This window comes from Acinetobacter sp. G11 (genome assembly GCF_049808495.1).
GTDB lineage: Bacteria > Pseudomonadota > Gammaproteobacteria > Pseudomonadales > Moraxellaceae > Acinetobacter > Acinetobacter kookii.
On the sequence record NZ_JBNCAT010000040.1, the window covers coordinates 1 to 21,209 of the forward strand.

General features: G+C 40.2%; 15 protein-coding genes and 2 pseudogenes. 11 read left to right on the plus strand and 6 right to left on the minus strand.

All coding sequences use genetic code 11. The features are described from left to right. Together ACPUEY_RS12440 and ACPUEY_RS12445 are read left to right on the plus strand one after the other, a co-directional pair. A pseudogene (locus ACPUEY_RS12440) lies at positions 1-82 on the plus strand (IS1 family transposase); the annotation flags it as partial. Between the two features lie 27 nt (positions 83-109). Then, positions 110-379: pseudogene (locus ACPUEY_RS12445) on the plus strand (Lrp/AsnC ligand binding domain-containing protein); the annotation flags it as partial. Positions 380-904: 525 nt separating this feature from the next. Here ACPUEY_RS12445 and ACPUEY_RS12450 read toward each other — a convergent pair. Then, positions 905-1,231: a pyrimidine/purine nucleoside phosphorylase gene (locus ACPUEY_RS12450; RefSeq protein ID WP_425122275.1), complete on the minus strand. Its 327-nt coding sequence runs from the start codon at positions 1,229-1,231 to the stop codon at positions 905-907. Positions 1,232-1,705: 474 nt separating this feature from the next. On the opposite strand from ACPUEY_RS12450, the gene ACPUEY_RS12455 reads away from it, so the two are divergent. After that, on the plus strand, positions 1,706-2,281 hold the full coding sequence (locus ACPUEY_RS12455) for a DedA family protein (RefSeq protein WP_425122276.1): 576 nt from the start codon (positions 1,706-1,708) through the stop codon (positions 2,279-2,281). Positions 2,282-2,328: 47 nt separating this feature from the next. Here the strand turns inward: ACPUEY_RS12455 and coq7 are convergent, their stop codons facing one another. Both coq7 and ACPUEY_RS12465 read right to left on the minus strand, forming a co-directional pair. Then, positions 2,329-2,964, minus strand: coding sequence for a 2-polyprenyl-3-methyl-6-methoxy-1,4-benzoquinone monooxygenase (coq7, locus tag ACPUEY_RS12460; RefSeq protein ID WP_092818263.1), 636 nt, complete (start codon positions 2,962-2,964; stop codon positions 2,329-2,331). 4 nt (positions 2,965-2,968) lie between these two features. Next, a complete protein-coding gene (locus ACPUEY_RS12465; protein WP_261181464.1) occupies positions 2,969-4,291 on the minus strand; it encodes an MFS transporter in 1,323 nt (440 codons plus the stop codon). Between the two features lie 177 nt (positions 4,292-4,468). On the opposite strand from ACPUEY_RS12465, the gene ACPUEY_RS12470 reads away from it, so the two are divergent. The 3 genes from ACPUEY_RS12470 (at position 4,469) to ACPUEY_RS12480 (ending at position 12,291) form a co-directional block, all read left to right on the plus strand. Beyond that, entirely contained in the window at positions 4,469-7,195 is a 2,727-nt protein-coding gene (locus ACPUEY_RS12470) for a BamA/TamA family outer membrane protein (protein ID WP_425122277.1), read from the plus strand. A gap of 38 nt (positions 7,196-7,233) precedes the next feature. Continuing rightward, a complete protein-coding gene (locus ACPUEY_RS12475; RefSeq protein WP_425122278.1) occupies positions 7,234-11,748 on the plus strand; it encodes a translocation/assembly module TamB domain-containing protein in 4,515 nt (1,504 codons plus the stop codon). 105 nt (positions 11,749-11,853) lie between these two features. After that, entirely contained in the window at positions 11,854-12,291 is a 438-nt protein-coding gene (locus tag ACPUEY_RS12480) for an Sbal_3080 family lipoprotein (RefSeq protein ID WP_425122279.1), read from the plus strand. 97 nt (positions 12,292-12,388) lie between these two features. Here the strand turns inward: ACPUEY_RS12480 and ACPUEY_RS12485 are convergent, their stop codons facing one another. Then, positions 12,389-12,598 carry a cold-shock protein gene (locus tag ACPUEY_RS12485; RefSeq protein ID WP_092818258.1) on the minus strand — a complete coding sequence of 70 codons (210 nt, stop codon included), beginning with the start codon at positions 12,596-12,598 and terminating at the stop codon, positions 12,389-12,391. A gap of 457 nt (positions 12,599-13,055) precedes the next feature. Between ACPUEY_RS12485 and ACPUEY_RS12490 the strand changes: the two genes are divergently transcribed. The 3 genes from ACPUEY_RS12490 (at position 13,056) to ACPUEY_RS12500 (ending at position 16,766) form a co-directional block, all read left to right on the plus strand. Then, the gene (locus ACPUEY_RS12490; protein ID WP_261181467.1) at positions 13,056-13,415 is read left to right on the plus strand and encodes a hypothetical protein; all 360 of its coding nucleotides are present in this window, start codon (positions 13,056-13,058) and stop codon (positions 13,413-13,415) included. A 144-nt stretch (positions 13,416-13,559) separates the two neighbouring features. After that, entirely contained in the window at positions 13,560-13,832 is a 273-nt protein-coding gene (locus tag ACPUEY_RS12495) for a hypothetical protein (protein WP_131274427.1), read from the plus strand. Between the two features lie 294 nt (positions 13,833-14,126). Continuing rightward, positions 14,127-16,766 carry a bifunctional aconitate hydratase 2/2-methylisocitrate dehydratase gene (locus ACPUEY_RS12500; RefSeq protein ID WP_425122280.1) on the plus strand — a complete coding sequence of 880 codons (2,640 nt, stop codon included), beginning with the start codon at positions 14,127-14,129 and terminating at the stop codon, positions 16,764-16,766. A gap of 47 nt (positions 16,767-16,813) precedes the next feature. Here the strand turns inward: ACPUEY_RS12500 and ACPUEY_RS12505 are convergent, their stop codons facing one another. Continuing rightward, entirely contained in the window at positions 16,814-18,763 is a 1,950-nt protein-coding gene (locus ACPUEY_RS12505) for a hypothetical protein (protein ID WP_425122281.1), read from the minus strand. A gap of 125 nt (positions 18,764-18,888) precedes the next feature. Between ACPUEY_RS12505 and ACPUEY_RS12510 the strand changes: the two genes are divergently transcribed. Then, positions 18,889-19,110, plus strand: a complete 222-nt coding sequence (locus tag ACPUEY_RS12510) for a hypothetical protein (protein WP_425122282.1) — start codon at positions 18,889-18,891, stop codon at positions 19,108-19,110. A gap of 345 nt (positions 19,111-19,455) precedes the next feature. After that, positions 19,456-21,021, plus strand: coding sequence for a sensor domain-containing diguanylate cyclase (locus ACPUEY_RS12515; protein ID WP_425122283.1), 1,566 nt, complete (start codon positions 19,456-19,458; stop codon positions 21,019-21,021). A 34-nt stretch (positions 21,022-21,055) separates the two neighbouring features. Here ACPUEY_RS12515 and ACPUEY_RS12520 read toward each other — a convergent pair whose 3' ends face one another. Then, complete coding sequence (locus tag ACPUEY_RS12520) at positions 21,056-21,208, minus strand: EAL domain-containing protein (protein WP_425122284.1); 153 nt, start codon at positions 21,206-21,208, stop codon at positions 21,056-21,058. Position 21,209: the final 1 nt, after the last annotated feature.

Genomic DNA, 21,209 nt, shown 5'->3' on the forward strand with positions numbered 1-21,209 from the left:
TTGCAACTTTTCTAAAAAGCTCGAAAATCATTTTAAAGCCTTTGATTTGACTTTCTTTTACCTTAATAACGGATTTGTTTAACGCTAGCATACTTTTTGAAACACCACCAATTTTTCGACTATTGTATTTGTGACTATGAAAGATGGTTATAAAAATACCGTTGCTAAGTTTAAAGAAACTATTCTTGATATCCCCAATATCACTCAAGCACAGCGTTTATTTGGAGATCCTGACTATCTATTACATGTAGTTTCCCGTGATCTTAGTACTTTTCAAAAATTATATGATGAGAAGCTTTCTGCTCTTCCCGGGGTTAAAAAACTTACTACCACCATGATCATGAAAAGCGTGATTTCTGACCGCTTATTCCCTTTATAAAATATCTCTTATAACCTAGATGTAAATATGACTAACACATGTTATTTAATATAATGGCCGTTATACGAAATGATTTTTTAAATATTATTATTTATCAAATACTTATTTATCAAAAACAGAATCAAAAAAGATTAAAAAACGCACGATTTAATAACTCGTATATTTTTTAATCAAATCTGTAATGTTTAGCCAATAAAATCAGCTAAAAACGCTCAATTTTGGCATTTTTGCACGATTATCAAGATTCCAGGATATAAAATTATCCCCAATTTCTGCGGATAAACCTGGGACAGTTTTTAGCCGGTCTTGTACGCATTTGCTTACGTCAATTCCGGCCCTTTGCGCCTGTACGACCTGGCTGCAATTTCCTATGATGGATTCATCAGGAACAGGAAGTTCCACATAATAATAAGAATAACGATACGCACAAGGACTGTAAGGTACGACAGGAGTTATACTGAGCGAACCCATACGAAAAACCCCGGCAGGATGCCGGGGTTTTTTATGGTTGATTCATGGCCAAATTTAACGATCTTCCAGATGGCAAACATAATCAATAATGTCATCCGTGATAATTTTAAATTGGGTTTTTTTAGGCACATAAAAAGACTCACCCGCATAATAGGTTTGACTCTGTTGATTGTTGCCAATCTGAACCAGACATTTGCCTGAAACAATTTCTATGCGTTCAGCAACTAGCGTTTCAAAAACCAGAGGGTGTTCCGTGGGAAGAATCACGCCTAAGGTCTTTTTGGTTCCATCTTTCAACTCAATCACATGACTGATAGAACAACCATCAAAATGAATATTAGATTTTTTTTTGACAGAGACAAAATTGAACTGGGTAGACATACCTTGCTCCTTAAATTATTTTTGTTGTTGGTTTTTTTGTTATTTGTGCAGCTTGTATTTATTTTTATAAAGTATATGGATGAATTTTTTTATATGTTTTGATCATCGTATTGTATAAATTTTACAAAAATATAAGCATTAAATGGTGCTATAAAAGCCTGTTTATCCCACTTAGATTTTAGACACGTGTTGTAAGTTAAAACTTACAAGAAAACAGGCTTATTTTGATATTTTTAGATTCATTTCTTGGAGTTAAAAAGCTTTTTAAAAACAGTTTATTAAAGATAAATAAGATCTATAAGTAATGTCATGCCCATGACAAAGCTAAAAGCAACACATCTTGATGAGGTCAACCAAGCAATCACTTTATTTTACTGATGAAATATAAACGCCTCATAAAGCAACCAGACTGTTCTTTGCAATGAAGAGTGATCTCATGATGATAGTAAAATTGTCATCAGGCACATTAAAAAAATGAACTGGGCTGATCTGTTACAACATTATGGTTATTTTGCCATTTTTATTGGTACCTTATTTGAAGGTGAAACCGTCCTGATCCTCGGCGCCTATGCAGTGCATCAGCATATTTTTCATTTTTGGCTGCTTATAATGGTCGCGATGGCGGGTAGTTTTATTGGCGATCAATTTTACTATCAGATTGGCGCACGTTATGGTCAGAAAATCATACAAAGCAAGCCGCAACTGGGGCAAAAATTTGCTCAGGCCAGCAGTGTCATCGACAATTATCCGGTGCTGACTATTTTATTGATGCGATTTGCATGGGGACTTAGAACCATTTTACCCATCTCTATTGGAATTAAAGCTTATCCGCTAGGGAAATATATCCTGGTTAACCTGCTGGCCTGTTTTATCTGGGCTTTTGTTGTTGTGAGTGTGGGTTTGCAGATCAGTCACTGGTTACATATATTTTGGGAAAAAATACTGCCTTATCATCAGGATATTTATATTATACTGGCTGTGGTGGGCTGTATTTTACTGGCACGGATGATTTATACGTTGCTCATTCAGCATAAACATTCAATTAAATAGGCATAAAAAAGCCCACATTCAAGTGGGCTCAATCATGCCAAAGCAGATTAAATATAATAACTGGTCTTGGTCATCAGTTTGGAAATGGCTGTCATGGTAATCCGGACCGGTACTGGCAAATCTACACCGCCAGCGTTCAGTGCCGTATCTCTGTGGTGCAGTTCATCTTCATTCATTTGCACCAATATTTTACGTGAACGTTCATCCTGTTCAGGCAACTGGCTGATGTGATGCTGTAAATGCAAGCTGACCTGACGTTCGGTTTCTGCCACAAAACCCAGGCTGTATTTGTCACCGGCAATACCGGCAATTGCACCCATACCAAAAGACAGGCCATACCAAACCGGATTGAGCAAACTGGTATGGCTATCCAGTTCTTTTAAACGGTCTTCACACCAGGCCAGATGATCCTGTTCTTCAATTGCAGCCTGTTCCATTTCACGGCGTACATTCGGGAGTTTGGCGGTGAGAGCCTGACCATGATAAAGCGCCTGGGCACACACTTCACCACTATGATTGACTCGCATTAAACCTGCGACATGGCGTGCTTCGCTAACCCCTAATTTGGTTTCTGCATCATGGCCTGGATTTTCACGATGTGCAGAGGTCGTTCCGGGAACCAGACTGCGTAGTGCCTGGTCAAACGAATGAATAAATTTGTCGATACCGGTATATTGGCGCATAAAATTAATCCTCTAAAGCATCTTGTTGCTGTGCAGCAAGCATGGGCTTGAGCTTGAACAGGAGCCATGTAGTGAAAATGGCGCTTAGAATCGCTGTGATACTAAAAAGTATTTTAATATCAATCTTAAATATACTTAAGATGATAATGGAGAATATTGCAGAGGATACCATGAATACGGCATTGAGAATGTTGTTTGCAGCAACCACCCGCGCGCGGTGTGATTGTGGCGAAAAGGCCTGCATCATGGCATAAAGCGGTACGATATAAAAACCGCCACTGATGCCGAGCAATGTCACAGCAAGCATGACATGATAATAACTCCAGCCTTGGGTAAAGACATCTTTTAAGCCGAGCATCTCGCCTGTACGTTCAGGAACAAAAGCCAAACTTGCTGCCAGATAAAAAGCAAACACAGTCAGGCCAATTGCCCCAATGGGAACCATCTTCAAATTGATTTCCGTACCGCCAATTCTGCGGCACAATAACGAACCCACGCCAATCCCGACAGAAAAGAAGGTTAATAGCAGGCTGACCACATTTTCAGAGGCATGCAGGTTTTGTTGAGTCAGCTGCGGAATCTGGGTGAGATAGGTCGCGCCATAAAACCAGTACCAGGAATTGCCCAATAAAATCAGAAACACCACCGGTAAACTTTTGGCATAGCCCAGGGTCTGAAAACTGGTTCTAAAAAAGTTCCAGTCTATCTGGACATCGGGTGCAGTCACTTTTTGCTTTAATACAAAACGGCTGGAGAGATAACCTAAAACGGCAATGGTTACGATGGTGAGGCTAATCCAGATCAGATTACCGTCAGATGCGGAAATGACTGCACCGCCTAAAATCATCCCGACCAAAATGGCAATCGAGGTTCCCGACTGAAATAAGGCATTGCCCGACATCAGTTCATTGGGCTTTAAAATCTCCGGCAAAATGGCATATTTGATTGGACCGAAGAAGGTCGAGTGAGTGCCCATTAAAAATAAAGCCACCAATAACAGCCACAAATGTCCCAGTAGAAAGCCCGCAGAGCCAATCAGCATAATCACGATTTCAAGAATCTTGATGCCCCGTACCAGTTGTGAGCGTTCGTATTTATCGGCAATCTGTCCCGCTGTCGCAGAGAAAATGAAATAGGGTAAAATAAACAACAAGGCTGCGAGGTTATTCAGCGTACTGACACTGGCCGCTTGCTGATTGATCCAACCATAGGTAATGACCAGTAACAAGGCTTGTTTATAGACGTTGTCATTCAGGGCCCCGAAAAATTGAGTAACAAACATCGGTAAAAATCGACGTGTGCCTAAGAGATGTTCATTTTTTTCCATGGTTTCTGGGCTTCATTAAGTTTTATTAAGAAATGTGAGCATTTGGTAAAACACAATAAAAATCATGTATGATGTTTTCAACCTATACTTTTGGGAAAATTCCAATAGATTTGAGTTTGTTAGCAAGCTTTCATCGGACGTTTCCATTACAAATATTATATGAGTTTAGAGTTTTTTATGCTTTCAAAACTGAATTTTAAAAAGTCGGCACTTACTTTAAGTGTCAATTCCATTTTACAGTGGAACAATGAGCATAAACGATTCGGACTCAGTCTGGTATTCATGTTACTGGCTCAGCACAGTTTTGCACAAGCCAATCAGCCAAATCCTCCTCTCACTGAAGCAGAATTTCAGCAACAGCTCAAGAATGAAGCTGTTCAGCAGGGCATGAGCAGCAGTGCAGAACTGGAAAAACTGGAAAACCTGCAACAAAACCCGCCTGAACCTGACAGCCTGCAAATGCTGGAGCAGCAAGAGCAGGCAACACAGCCGCTGGAAGAATTCAAGCCGATTGAATTTGAGGATCTGGAAGAGCTGCCGATTACTCCTGTCAGTGCAGAAATGGCAAATGAAATTTTTCGGGTGGCTGAAGAGGCGAAACAGGAAGCTCAGCAATACCGTGCAGGTCAGGGTACAGAAGCGGTGGTTTCAGATGCCACGCAACAGGAACTGGTTGAAATTAATCAGGCACCGGTGAATATTGATCAGCTGATGTCGAATATTCAGGCCGATAGCCAGATTGTGGTTGAAGCTAATGCAGCCGGTAAAACCTTGCCTGAACAGGCACCCACTGATGAAATTGAAGAACCGAATTTCTTTAAACGCTGGTTGTATAAAATACGTCCGCCGCGACAACTCAACACCGCCAAGCTGGATCGTATCAGTGCCGATGTGATTATTGTCCCTACACCCAATAGTAGCGATGTGTCCGCCAAGGCTTATGCACAGGCTATGGAAAATCTGAAAGAAAATATCAGGGCCAAACTTTCCAGCTTTACCCGGGAATCCTTCAGTGATTTTCCTTCGGCATTGCCGCAGCTGAGAACGCTGTCGAATCAGGCTGCACAAGCAGTCGGCTTTTACAATGCCGAATTTAAATTCGAGAAACTCAGTGAGAGTCGTGTCCGGGTCAGAGTGACGGCAAATGCACCGGTACAAATTAAAGCACAGAATATTGAATTTAGCGGTGCAGGACAAAATCAGCCCCAGTTTCAGGTGATTAGGCTTTTGCCCGATCAGGATGTAGGTGATATTTTCAATCATGGTCTATATGAAGAAACCAAAACCCGCATTGGCGATGCTGCCACCAATAATGGTTACTTTGACAGCTATTGGCGCCTGCATGATGTCAAAGTAGCCCAGCCGCAAAATACGGCCGATGTAAATCTGCGCTATGAAACGGGAGACCGCTACAAGTTAGGTCCAGTTGAATTCCGCATGAGTGATCCGTCACAGCCATTTCCGATTGACATGGATGTTCTGCAAAGCATGGTTTCCTGGGAAGATGGTGCCGATTATACCTTTTGGCGTGTCAATGGCTTAGCCAATAACCTCACCAACTCGCGTTATTTTAATTACACCTTGGTGGATGCAATACGGCCAGATCCAGTTGAAAAACCGCTGGAACTGCCACCCGATATTCAGGCTCTGGTCGATCAGCAGAAAATCTCTGAAAGTGAAGCTGCGGTTCAGGATAAAAAACAGGTCGCTTCTGCCAGAGAAGTGACCCAATCTGTAGCCGATGAAACCCAGTTTGCGGGTAGAGATGAAACTGAAGGTGACGAGAATCTGCGTCAAATGCGTGCAGAGCAGGAAAGCAAACAATCTGAAGAAGAACGTTTAAAAGTTCAGGCACGTGAAGAGAAAAAGATTCCGGTAATCGTGACCTTGAATGCGGACCGTTTAAATAGTGCAGAACTGGGGGCGGGTTATGGTTCCGATACTGGAGCACGATTACGTGCTCAGTACCGCCGTGCCATAGTCAACCGTCGTGGGCATTCTTTTGATGCCAACATGGAAATTTCGCAAATTCGCCAGTCTATAGATGGACGTTATAATATTCCCTATCACCATCCCATCAATGACTATATCAGTATCGTGGGCGGTTATGAACGCGAAGAACGTGATGATGTGGCACAGGGCAATAGCTTGATGATTGAATCTGCTGTGGCAGGTGCTGACAGAATTATTAAAAGACCGCGTGGTAGCTGGCAACATACTTTTGGTCTTCGCTATCGTTTGGACCAGATTTCCCAGCAAGGAACCATTAATGCCAATGAAATTCCGGATGCATTTATTGCCAATGCCAATGACCAGCAGCAATCTTTATTGTTGGGTTATGAAGCATCACTGACCACGAGTGATAAACGCGTAAACCCGGGTAAGGGCTTTAAGCAGACCTATAAGGTCGAACTTGGCAGCGAGTCATTATTGTCCGATGCCGATATGGCCATTCTCAACGCAGGCTGGCGTTTTATTTATTCATTGGGTGAAAATGATAGTCACCAGTTTGTCGGGCGGGGTGATTTAGGTTATATCTTGACCCAGGATTTTAGCAAGGTGCCCTATAACCTGCGTTATTTTACCGGGGGTGACCAGACAGTACGTGGTTTTGACTATAAAAGTCTATCGCCGGAAGAAAATGGATTTAAAATCGGTGGTCAGGCCCTGGCTGTGGGATCACTTGAATATAACTATCAATTTAAAGAAGGCTGGCGTGCAGCCATTTTTAGTGATGTCGGCAATGCTTACGATAAAGATTTTAATACGCCAACTGCCTACAGTGTGGGCTTGGGGCTGCGTTGGGCATCGCCAATTGGCCCTATCCGTATAGATGTGGCTTCAGGTATTTCTGATGACAATCATCCAATACGTCTGCATTTCTTTATTGGTTCACAATTATAAATGCTGGTTTTTATAAATTTTAGTTTTTAGAGAGTATTATGGCTGAAGTAGAACAGCAACCGGAAACGGAAACACCTAGACCGAAAAAGCGTCGTATTTTAAGGAGTGTACTGTTTACGCTGCTTATCGTGTTTGTGTTGCTGATTGCTTCTTTCGCCGTCATGTTTAGTACCGATAAAGGCAGCAAATTCCTGCTGGACCGTGTTTTAGAGCGTCAGCAGATTATTCATTATGAATATGAAGGCGGTAATCTGCTCAGTGGCATCATCTTAAAAAATATTTTAGTCACGCTCAAACCTGTCGACGTTAAAATCGACCGCGCAGATGTCACCCTGGGCTGGCGTGCCATCCTGAAAAAAGAAATTCATCTGAATCGTGCCGATGTGCGCAATCTGCAAATTATCAGCAAACATCCACCGAGTGATAAACCATTTAAATTTAATGAAATCCGTTTGCCCTTTGTTTTGCGTTTAGATACGGCAGATGTCGATCATCTGTTGATTAAAACTGCTAGTTCCAGTGTAAAGTTTCACGATATCCATCTGAATAATGCGCTGTGGTCTGGTACAGAATTGAAGTTTGAAGATTCCCGGATGGATATGGGCTATCTTTCCGTCAAAAATGCCAGCGGAAACATGAAATTTGAAGGGAAATATCCTTTAGATGCTGTGGGAGATCTGAACATACCTGCACTGCATAAAAGCCTGAATATTCATGATATCAAGGTGGTGGCAACCGGCTCTTTAGATACGATTCAGGCAGGCGTGGCGACCAATACTCCAGATTTATTGACCGGTTGGGTGGTGCTGCATCCGGTACGCAAACATGTGCCGATGTTTGGCGAGTTAAAGTTTAAAAATTACCATTGGCCTTTGCTGACGGAACAAAAACTGTATACCAAGAAAGGCGTGGCTAAATTTAATGGGGACATTAAGCGTTTAAATATCGACGCGATTACGGACTTAAGTGGCAAGAATATTCCGCAAGGCCAATATAACGGCAGCATGCATACCAACCTGGTACATCAGCTCGACATTAGCAATTTAAATGGCCAGCTCATGAATGGGGCGGTGAATGTTGCAGGTGTGGTAAGCTGGAAAGACCGTGTCACCTGGGACATGAATGGCCGTGTCGATAAAATTAATCCCAAAGACAAACTGATTCCGCAAATCATCCAGGATTTCTTGCCGCCTAGTCTGGATGCCAAAATTGCCTCTAAAGGCCGTCTGGAAAATGGCCTGCATTTAACTGCACTGGTTGATTTTGACCGCTATGAAACTTGGAACTTAAAGCTCGATCAGGACGAGCAAAAGGGCAAAAAACCCAATCCGATACTGCTGAATGTGGCCTGGCAAAATATTGATCGCGCCGTACCTTATGTGGGCTGGTTAAGCAGTAAATCGGGCGACGCAAAATTGGCGCTGGTTGAAGGCAGGCAGAATATTCATGTCGCCACTGCGGTGAGCAAAAATGATAAGGGATGGTTGCCTGAAGGCTTGTATACCGCACAGCTCAATTTCAAAAATAATGATTTAAATATCCCGAGTTTTAGTTATGTGGCGGGTAAAGGCAGTTTAAGCGGCAGTGCCAAAGTAGATTTGCCAACCAAAAAACGGCAATTGAAATGGAATGCCATTCTCAATGCCAAAGATTTTAATCCGCAAACGGTTGCAGCGGCTGCACCGGTGAATCTGCTCAATGGGCAAGTCAAAGCCAACGGTTTTGCCAAACCGAATCAGCAGATTATCCATCTGAACGGAATTAATTTAACCGGGCGTCTGGCGCAGCAAAATAATAACGAAACGGTACGTTTAACCGGACGTAGTACGGTCGCGATTCTGTTTAATGATCAGAAGGCAGGTGGCGCATTTAAAAGTTTTGCCGTCAATTATGACGGTGCACTCAATGCCAGTCAGATTCCGGCTAGCGAAGGCATGCTCAAGTTCAAAATCTCCGGTACGCCAGAACTGGTTAAAGTCGATGAATTGAAACATTCAGGCATTGCCGGGAAAATTTATGCCAGTGGTCTGCTCCATCTTAAAAATGGTTTGGGCTGGAATATCAATGCATCCCTGGTACGTTTTAAACCGCATTATTTTGTCTCGTCTGTGCGCGGTGAATTGTCCGGTAATGTGAAAACTGAAGGGGTTTGGTCGGACAGCTTAAAACGTATTAATATCCAGAAACTGAATATCGCCGGTATTATCAACAATAAACCTGTTCGCGGAACAGGAAATTTGGCAATGGTGATTAATTCAAATCAAAAAGGCTTTTTGCCACAACAGTTTGAAGCCAATAACTTATATCTTTCTTACGCAAAAAATCAGGTTCAGGCCACAGGCAATGCACAGAACTTAAGACTGAAAATCAATGCACCGGCCTTGTATGAAATTTACAGCGGTCTGCGTGGTCGTGCCTATGGCTATTTGAATGTGCAATCCCAGCCACGCTTGCAGGCGACGGCCAATCTGGCCGTTGATGATTTTGGGTTTAACCAGTTATTCAGTGTTAAAAAGTTACGGATACAAGGTGAATTGCCGACTTCAGAGCTCACCCCGACGTTGATGACTGCGAAAATGGATAACTTACGTAGCGGTGCGCGTGAGATTCAGCATGGTGAAATTTCACTGGCGGGCACACGTAAAGCCCACATTCTGAAAATACAGGCGCAAAACCGGATTTCCAAATTCTATGTGCAATTGGCTGGTGGTTTTAATGCGAAAAATGACTGGCTGGGGCAAATCCAGAACGGTGATTTTGATTCTTTACGTGCACGTTTGGTCCAACGTCAAAATGCTTCTGTGATTTATAGTTCTGCCAAAAGCGAATTGTTTGTCGGTGCACATTGCTGGTCGAGTCAGCAAAGCCAGTTGTGTTTTGACCAACCGATTCGGGTCAGTAAAACCAGAGGTAATGTTTCATTCATTACCCAAAATGTCGATTTAAATGATTTTGCTGCCTTTATGCCGGAAGGTCTGGAAATTACCGGTAAGGTCAATGGCTATGCCAAAGCCGCCTGGGTAAAAGGCGCTAAACCAAAAATTGATGCACGACTGGTGACACGTAGTGGCGTGATCGGGCTGGCAGCTGAAGATCCCCAAGATGTGGGTTCTACACTGAAGTATAATGAAATTGCAGTGGTGGCAAAAAGTGTCGCTGAGGGTTTACAGCTTCGTTTAGATGTAAAAACCCCTGAAATCGGTACCGGTTATGCCAATGTCATTATAGATCCTTATACAAAAAGTATGCCGATGCGCGGTGAGATCGCCTTCGATCAGGTACAACTGAAAGTCTTTAAGCCTTTTATTCAAGATGTTCGTTCAATGGCTGGCAACCTGTCTTTTGCCGGAAAGATTGGAGGTACCTTAACGCAGCCTTTATTTAATGGTGAAATGCGCCTGAAAGATGGTGCCATCAGCATGATTTCCTTGCCGGTGAATTTAACCAATATTCAGGTCTATTCTTCCATTCGCCAGGATCATGCCACCATTAACGGGGCATTTAACAGTGGTCAAGGTGCAGGCGCATTAACCGGCAGTGTAAACTGGAAAGATGATCCCCGCATTCAGTTGCATTTAAAAGGTGAAAACCTGCTTATGCGTCAGGCGCCGTTAATCACCGCTGTGGTTACTCCGGATTTGTCTTTAGATGTGCTGCCGTTTAAGAAGAAATTAAGCTTAAGCGGTAAGGTGGATGTGCCACGTGCCTTAATCTCGATGCCTGAAGCTTCTGCACCGGTGGTCAATGTATCTTCAGATGTGCGAATCGTGCGTGAAGGACAAGATCAGCTGGCCATATTAAGGGCAGCCCGACCTTGGGATATCCGTGCCGATGTCATGGTTAATTTAGGTAATCAGGTGATTTTCCAGGGCTTTGATAGCCGTATTCCACTGGCAGGGCGTTTGTATCTGTCACAACGTGGACTTGAAACCGCCATGCGTGCCAATGGTGCAATTGGGGTCAGCCAACGGGTAAAAATTGAAGCGTATGGACAAAGCCTGGATTTGAATCGTGCGATTGCACGTTTTAACGGTCCTTTATATAACCCGACTTTGGATATCGATGCCAATAAGACCGTACAGGGTAGCCTGGTTGGGGTGCGCGTAACAGGTACTGCAACCAGTCCGAATATTCAGGTCTATAACGATGCCGGATTGTCTGAACAGGAAGCCTTAAATGCCATTATTACCGGCCGTATTAATGAAGGGGCTAGTGGTATCAGTCAGGAGGCGGGCTTTAGGTCCGATGTCAACAATACCATTGCGGCTGCCGGAATCAGTATGGGCTTAGGCGGTACACGCGCTCTCACCAACCAGATTGGACGTACTTTTGGTCTGAGCGGTCTGGCGCTGGATGCACAGGGAACGGGAGATGATACTCAGGTAAGCGTGACAGGTTATATTACGCCGGACCTGTTTATCCGTTATGGTGTAGGGGTATTTACACCGGTCAACAAATTGACCCTGCGTTATCAAATGAACAAGCGTTTATATCTGGAAGCGAGTCAGTCACTAGAACGTGCGATCGACGTGTTCTATAACTGGCGCTTCTAAATTTAGCGGTGTGATCTTCTTTTCATCATTAACCGCCTTCGGGCGGTTTTTATGATATAAAATATTGTTTTTACTGTTTTATTATTAATTATAAGAAGGGTTAGAATGAAAAAATTATTGATTGTGGGGATGGTGGCGAGTGGCTTGACCGGTTGTACGGCTATTCAGGTGAATCATAGCACTGGATTTCATCCGGAGTCGATTAAGCAGGTATGTATTGTTCATAATCCAAAAGTCATCATTAATAATTTTGATCAATTGATTGTGAAGAGTTTTGCACGCTACAACATTCAGGCACAAACCTACAAAGAAACCGATAATTTAAGTTTCTGTCAGACTACACTGCATTATACGGCTTTAAGAGCATGGGATCTTGCGCCATATATGGTGTCTGCACGGTTTAACTTGATTCAGAATGGCCGCCAGGTGTCTGAAGCATCCTTCAGATTAAAGGGCAATGGAGGATTTGCATTAAATAAATGGCGGAGTACCGAAACTAAAATCAATGAACTGGTAGATCAATTGTTAAATAAAACGCCATAAGTTAGCGCATAAGCATTCTATAAAGCACAAAAAAAGCGAGAGTCAAACTCTCGCTTCTTAAAAATCATGCTTGCAGCAGGCAAGCGTGATTTTAAAATTATAGTGCTACGATGTTTACAGCATTCGGGCCTTTTTGACCTTGAGCGATGCTGAATTCAACTTGTTGGCCTTCAGCTAAAGTTTTGAAGCCAGAACCTGTGATCTCGCTGAAATGAGCGAAAACGTCCGGGCCATTTTCTTGCTGAATAAAACCGAAACCTTTAGTTTCGTTAAACCATTTAACAGTGCCTTTTACAGTGTTAGACATAATACAATCCTATAAAAATGTTTTTAGCTTATTGAAAAGCCAGATAATTTAACTTGAAAAGAAGAATGGAACTTTAAATCTGAAAAACGAAGGATTATGACTAAAACTGCGAAATACAAGAAGATTTACCAGAACAAACTATTTTTCTAGTTGTCCTTAAGCATACAGCTATGTTTGAGCTTATGCAAATGAATCGCTACCTATCGCTGTTTTTTTATAACTGAAATTTGTAACTGGCTGATTATTTTAAATGGCGTGCATCATTTAAAGCGGGTGAGTTAAAACATACACAGGTTTCATTCCACGTATTTATTGAATACCTTAAGCTAAAATAGGGCTTATCTTATTTGTATCATTCATCTTATTTCTCGCTCATGATTTTTCTCGATATGAGGTTTCCATGATTTCGTATTTTGCCTAACTTTGATTATGATAGGAGGCAACAGGAGAAACATTGATGAAAAAGTTATTCACTTTGATGGCATTGGTTGCTTTGGTGGGCTGTACTGAAAAGAAGCCATTAACACCTGAAGAGCAGTGGAAAGGCTATTGTACGAGTATGGGTAATGCGGCAAACAATATTATGTATGACCGTCAAAATACCATTACCAAAGAGGCAGCTATAGAACACGCCAACAAGATTGAAGATCAAATCACCAAAACCTTTATTCTGGATATTATTGAACAGGTTTATGCATTTCCATTGCAGGAAATCACTCAAGATCCGGAAGCCAGCCGTAATCAATTCAAGCAGAAAATTACCGAAAAATGTATCGCCACGCCGCATGACAAGATGCCAAATTACAAACCGTTCTAATGAACGGTTTTTTTATATCTATCTATAAAATAGCCTAAGCAAAATTAAAAAATAAATTGTGACATTTGCTTAAGTAAAAATATAGAAAAGCTTATCTTGTTATTGAATAATGAGATAAAGAATTATAACGACTGGAGTAGAAATATGGATGTGATTGGCTACTTGCATCATGAAGATTTGCTCTTGGAAGATGAGCATGGTGTAGCGATTATTGGTGGGGCAAATTATGTCCTGAGTGTGGGAGATAAAGTGTTTCTGCGCAAAAAATTGGCAGATCAGCATTATCCACGCTATCTGGTTGATATTTCATTTGCCAGTAATCAGTATCAGGGCTTATTTGAAGATGAATGTGCCGTTAAATTTACCGGGAATCGCGCGGAATTAGCTCAATATTTAACAGCAACCACTGTCCACTAAGGTTGAATATTTTTATAAAAGCAAAAAAGGCAACATAGGGTTGTCTTTTTTATGTTTAATGTTCCATTAAAAGTGAATTTTCATCATTAAAAAGCTTTAAAAGTGAAGGATTTGCTTATTGTGTAATCGATATGCGCATCATTTAGCTACAAAATAATGGGCATCACAAAGAAACACTGTACTTGCATTAACTTTTAACTGGAATTTTAGTAAAATTTAGCAGTCCATATTATTTGCGAAGCTTTGAATAAGCTGGAATTCGTAAATAATTTTTTAAAAAAGAGGAATAACACCGTGCTAGAAGCTTACCGCCAACACGTTGCAGAACGTGCTGCACTCGGAGTCCCACCGAAGCCACTTGACGATGCTCAAACAGCTGACTTGGTTGAACTATTAAAAAATCCCCCAGCTGGAGAAGAAGCATTTTTAGTTGACTTGCTTGAAAACCGTGTTCCAGCAGGTGTTGACCAAGCTGCTTATGTTAAAGCTGCTTTCTTGGCTGCTGTGGCAAAAGGTGAAACAACTTCTCCATTAGTTTCTAAAGAACGTGCGGTTTACTTACTAGGTACTATGCTTGGTGGTTATAACGTTGCGCCTTTAGTTGCTTTACTTGATGACGCTGCTCTTGGTGAGCTTGCTGCTGAAGCGCTGAAAAAAACTCTTCTTGTATTTGATGCATTCCACGACGTAGCTGATAAAGCGAAAGCGGGTAACGCAAATGCAAAAGCTGTGCTTCAATCTTGGGCTGATGCTGAATGGTTCACAAGCCGTAAAGATGTTCCAGAAGAAATCAAATTAACAGTATTCAAAGTTACTGGTGAAACCAACACTGATGACTTGTCTCCAGCTCAAGACGCTTGGAGCCGTCCAGACATCCCATTACATGCAAATGCGATGTTGAAAAACGTACGTGACGGTATCAACCCGGAAGTTCCTGGTGAAGTTGGTCCGTTAAACCAAATCAAAGAACTCATCGCGAAAGGCAACCAGGTTGCTTATGTAGGTGACGTTGTTGGTACAGGTTCTTCTCGTAAATCTGCAACTAACTCTGTACTTTGGTTCTTCGGTGATGAAATCGCTCACATCCCGAACAAAAAAGACGGTGGTTACTGCTTAGGTTCTAAGATCGCTCCGATTTTCTTCAACACGATGGAAGATGCTGGTGCATTACCGATCGAGATCGACGTTGCTAACATGAACATGGGCGACGAAATCGTTCTTAACATCGATCATGCCGCTGCAAAAGTGACTGCTTCTAAAAATGGCGAGCAAATCGCTGAAGCTGAACTTAAAACTCCAGTGCTTCTAGACGAAGTGCGTGCTGGTGGCCGTATCAACCTGATCGTTGGTCGTGGTCTAACAGCTAAAGCACGTGAAGCTTTAGGTCTTGCACCTTCAACTTTATTCCGTACTCCGGTTCAACCTGAGAATACTGGTAAAGGCTTCACTCAAGCTCAAAAAATGGTAGGTCGCGCTTGTGGTCTTCCAGAAGGTCAAGGTGTTCGTCCAGGTACTTACTGCGAACCTAAGATGACGACTGTTGGTTCTCAAGATACAACTGGTCCAATGACTCGTGACGAATTGAAAGACTTGGCTTGCCTAGGTTTCTCTGCTGACCTCGTTATGCAATCTTTCTGTCACACAGCTGCGTATCCAAAACCAGTTGACGTACAAATGCAACACACGCTTCCTGATTTCATCATGAACCGTGGCGGTGTGTCTTTACGTCCAGGTGACGGTATTATCCACTCTTGGTTAAACCGTATGCTTCTTCCAGATACAGTTGGTACTGGTGGTGACTCGCATACTCGTTTCCCAATCGGTATTTCATTCCCAGCGGGTTCTGGTCTTGTAGCGTTCGCTGCAGCAACTGGTGTTATGCCACTTGACATGCCTGAGTCTGTACTTGTGAAGTTCAAAGGTAAAATGCAGCCTGGTATCACTTTACGTGACCTTGTACATGCGATTCCTTACTACGCAATTAAAGAAGGTGACTTAACTGTAGAGAAGAAAGGTAAGAAAAATATCTTCTCTGGTCGTATCCTTGAGATCGACCTGACAGAAATGGAAACTGACCTGACTGTAGAGCAAGCGTTCGAACTTTCTGATGCTTCTGCTGAACGTTCTGCTGCTGGCTGTTCAATCACGCTTTCTGAAGAGAAAGTTGCTGAATACCTTCGTTCAAACATCACCATGCTTAAGTGGATGATCTCTGAAGGTTATGGCGATGCGCGTACTATGGCTCGTCGTGTTGAGAACATGGAAAAATGGTTAGCGAACCCATCACTTCTTAAAGCTGATGCTGATGCTGAATACACTAAAGTGTATGAAATTGATCTAGCTGACATCAAAGAACCTATCCTTTGCTGCCCGAACGACCCAGATGACGCTAAACTTCTTTCTGACGTTCAAGGCGTGAAAATTGACGAAGTATTCGTTGGTTCATGTATGACAAACATCGGTCACTTCCGTGCTGCTGGTAAATTACTTGATAAAGTACCTGGTGGTTCATTGTCTACTCGTTTATGGTTGGCTCCTCCAACTCGTATGGACGAGCACCAATTGATGGAAGAAGGTTTCTATAACATTTATGGTAAAGCTGGCGCGCGTACTGAAATGCCAGGCTGTTCATTATGTATGGGTAACCAGGCGCGTGTAGCTCCGAACACAACTTGTGTATCGACTTCTACCCGTAACTTCCCGAACCGTTTAGGTCAAGGCGCTAACGTTTACTTGGCGTCTGCTGAACTTGCATCTGTTGCTGCTGTACTTGGTAAATTACCAACTCCAGAAGAATACCAACAATATGCAGCTCAAATTGACAGCATGTCTGCTGACATCTACCAATACTTGAACTTCGACAAGATGGGCGAGTATACAGATGCTGCTAAAGACATCGATACTAAGAAAATTGCTGCTGCTCAATTGTCTTAATTGATTAAGTAGTTGAAAATAAGGGCTGATTTATCAGCCCTTATTTTTTAGTTATATAGGCAAAATGCGCCTAAATTTCTAAAATCATTTAATTTTACAAAGGATTTATCTACATCAGATATCTTTTTTACAATACTTTCAAAAGCAGGATGTAACATTTTTAAAGTTTCAGAAATAACTGAGTTATCTAATTTTAAAGTATTTAAAGTACTATGATAAACTTCTCGTAAATCATCATTATTGTGTAAATTAAATATTAAAAGAATCCCTAGAATTACTGCATATTCGGAAGAAATTGGCCATAAATTTGAAAAAACTACAAATTGATTTTTTAACAAATTTGATGCGATACCTTTATGGAAAAAGTTTAAATTAATTCCTTGATGTGCCCCTGAACATGCATTCAGGATAATAATACGCTGGTATTCGCTCGAATTATGAAGATTGTCAAAAACTGAGACAGGTATTACATTTCCTTTGTTAAATTCTAAACTATCTATTTGTCTTGATGAGTGTTCATAGTTTCCATGTGCAGATATATATATGTGTGTAAAGCTAACGTCATTAAGAATTTCTCTTATTTGATATTCTGAAGGATTTTCAATGATGAGTATGTCTTCATTAAAATAAGCTTTAATGAAGTTTTTTTCATAATCTGGCATTAAAGAGTTCTCACTTAACAAAAATGCAAATTTCTTGTTGTTATGGAATTCCTTCATTTCTTTTAAAGAATAATTTATGATTGGTGCTAACTTGCCGAGATTGTTGAGAGAAGCTTGAAGTGGATGACTATGAGAAGGAACTATTGTTAAATAGTTGAGCTGCTCGTAAATATCTGAGTTAAGAGAGTAACAATCAATAGTTGCATCTAAAAATTCAGAGAATTCAAATTCATTATTAGGAAAACCATATGGTTTTCCTTCATTTTGATAAAGCACATTTAAAGGGCTATCTTTTAATACGGTAGATAAAGTTAAAGCTTGATTTTCTATATCTATAAGTTTTTCGTACTTGGGGTATTGATCTAAAGACAAATAATTAAGTTGTTCATTATTTGTCAATAAAGAAAATTTTTGATAATTTGGAATTAAGATTCCATGCTGGCTACTAAAGGAAGCTTGACTTTCATTTTGATTAATTAAATTTAATAATGCTACACATTTAGGATAATCTCCTTTTTCAAAAATTGTTGCAAAAATATTTTTAAGAAACTCTGTATTTCCTGATTTAATCGTATTAATTATATCTTCTTCAGTTAAAACTTTGATTAGCTCTTGATAAGAGTATTCGTAATATTGTTCATGGAAGAATAACTTGAGTAAAATTTGAATTTTCCCTTCATGGGTGAAGTTTTCTGATTCTTCGTCGTATATAGATTTGATGCTCTGAATATTTTTTGTGCGTATGTCATTATTTTCTTCGGTATTTGGTTTTCGGGATAAAATAAGATCTTGTGTAAGTAAAATTGGCAGTTCCCATTCTAATTTATTTTTATACTCCTCTTCTGCAGGAAAGTATCCAACAAGAATTTGATGAGCTTTATCTAAAAGTGGATCTTCGTACTGAATTAAATAATGAATTACAGATTGCAAGGTGTGTAATTGAAAAAGGTAGGTAATAGTTTTAGAAGGCTTAATAAAATCTTGGATTAATGGAAAAATTAAAGATCCTAGTTTGCACATAGGATCGTGAGTTGTCCAATAATAGTAACAAGCGCGTAACCATATATAGAAATATTCATAATTTTCTCTTATATAATCTACAAAATTTTCATGTGTTAGGAAATAGAAAAGGTGTCCCTCTGATAAAACAGTTGGCTTATATTTATTAAAATGCTCTTTAGCTAGTTCCTGTCCACTGAAGAAACTATAAATTGGATCTCTTAATAAAAATAAGTTAGATGTTTTATCATTATAAATATCCAAGGCATTTTTTATCTGATGTGTATAAAATGAAAAGGTGTTAAAAGTAATTTCATGTTCAATAGTTTGATTCATTTTTCTCACTAATTTTGAAAGTATGGTTCTATGGAATGAATTTATGATAATAACTCATTTAATCATAAGTTTGATGATTATGGTCTGTAGTGTAATATATATGATTTATTTTATAAATTTATTGAATGCCCAAACAATCCCGATTCCTCTGCATAGGCGGTTTCCTTAATGGAACCCAAGTCAAAGACCAAGGCGAAAGCTTTGTTTGTATCGAAAATGGTAAACAGGTGGCTTACTTTAAGAAAGAGATATTCCATCAAGATGCATGGGATCACGACTATTACGTCTGTGAATCTATAACCGACCAACAAGCACGAAACTGGGTGTATGACATTGAATCAAGCTAATAGATTATTCGGTAAATATATTTTTTAAAAATAAATGCTCATATTGTAAAAATGATTTGAGCCCTGAATCTTAAGCAGTATTAGCCGTAGTTTCAGAATTCTTATTGTTCGCATAAAGTAAAATGAACTGCTGACAGTAAATTTTGAGGCAATTTATAATTTAGTTTTTCAATTTTTCAACTTTAAAATTATACTGTGATTTACGCATTAAGCTCGGGTTCCAGTTACTCAAGACCAGAGCTTAAAAGCATAAATGATCTAGTTTATTTCAAATAAATTTGTTAAATTAATCATTAAATATGTTATAGAATGTAAATAAAGTCACACTCGTTCGGGATCAGGTTTTTGAAACAGATTCTCTTGGCACTTAAATTAAATCTTCGCAAACTGATCCTGATTTCGATTATTATCAGTGTTTCGTGCTTGTTTATTGTTTCTGTATTTATTCTCAATTATGTCATTAAAGACCAATTAATTCAGAATTCACTTTTAGTGAATGTCAAATATGCTTCAAAAGTTGCCAACAGCGCAGATCAGCATTTCGACGATATGCTCAAAGAGTTAAAATATAGTGCTGACCTGTTAGGACAGGACTTTTCTAATCCTCAGTTAATACAACAAGAAGCAAAGCGTCTTAAAAATCAGTCCAACAAGTTTAATAGCTTATTAATTGTGGATAAACAGGGAAGAGTCATCTCTTTTGCACCGCAAAGTTTAAATTTGAGCCCCCATATTTCATATAAATCAGTGGGAATTGTTGAATCTTTAAAGCATAAAAGCACGTATATTTCTCCTCCCTATTGGTCAATTAGACATAACCTTGTTGTGCTGCTGTCTCAACCTATTTATGACCAGAATAAAAATTATCAGGGTATGGTGGGTGGCACAATTTATTTACAAAAAAATAATCTAATTCAGAAAATGCTTTCAACTGAGTATGACTTTAAAAAAAGTTATATGTATGTCATTGATCAGGAGAATCGAATTATTTTTCATCCTGATCCGAGCAGAATTGGAGAAAAAATTATTAATAATACTGGCCTGGATTATATGACACGTACACGGATGGGAAGTGTCCGGTTAATCAATAGTCGGGGTGTCGAAAATTTGGCAGGTTTTGCAGATATTCCCAGTGTGAACTGGATTATCGTTTCCCAGCAACCGACGGAAGAGTTGTTCAAACAGGCGAATGATATTCTTTTAAAAGTTTCAGTTGGAATTTTAATTTTTTATTTGTTTATCTTTTTTATTGTCTGGCGAATGTCACGCTTTATTTCTTCACCTTTAAACAGTTTGGCAAAAATGGCCAGCATGCTTAATCAACCAGACATTCAAGATAAAATCAAACAAGTCGATCCCTGGTATTTTGAAGTTTTAAAGTTTAGAACGTCATTGTTACTCAGCTCGCAAACGTTCAGTGAAAAGATTACTGAATTACGTCATCATGTGAATACTGACCCACTGACGGGTTTATATAATCGGCGCGGTATGCAGATTTTCTTGAAAGAATTGGTGAGTTTAGGAAGAAGTTTTGCTGTGCTGGCAATTGATATCGATTTTTTTAAGAATGTGAATGATAGCTATGGTCATGATCAAGGCGATGCCGTTTTAAAAACCCTGGCCAGTTTGATGAAAAATAACTTCAGGGACGAAGACATCTGTTGTCGGACAGGAGGCGAAGAGTTTATTGTATTAATGACCACTTCAGACCCTAAGGTTGCTTACAATGCTGCGGAACGCTTAAGAAAAACAATGGAATCAAGCAACAGCAATACTATCGGCCCAATTACCCTGTCTATTGGAATCGCATTTTGGCCTAAAAGCTCAACCGATGTGAGCGAAGTTTTTAAAATGGCGGATAATAAACTTTATCAGGCTAAAAATAGCGGACGTAACTGTATTCGTTATTAGAGTGGAACAGTATTTATTTTCATACTCATCCTATCTACTTATAATTAAGTTTAAGCTCCCTAAGAGCAGCTGGTTTGGCAAAATAGTAGCCCTGAAAATCATCACATTCATATTTTTTTAGAAACTGGGCTTGATCCTGATTTTCTATTCCTTCAGCAACCACGTGCAATCCTAGTTGATGAGCCATA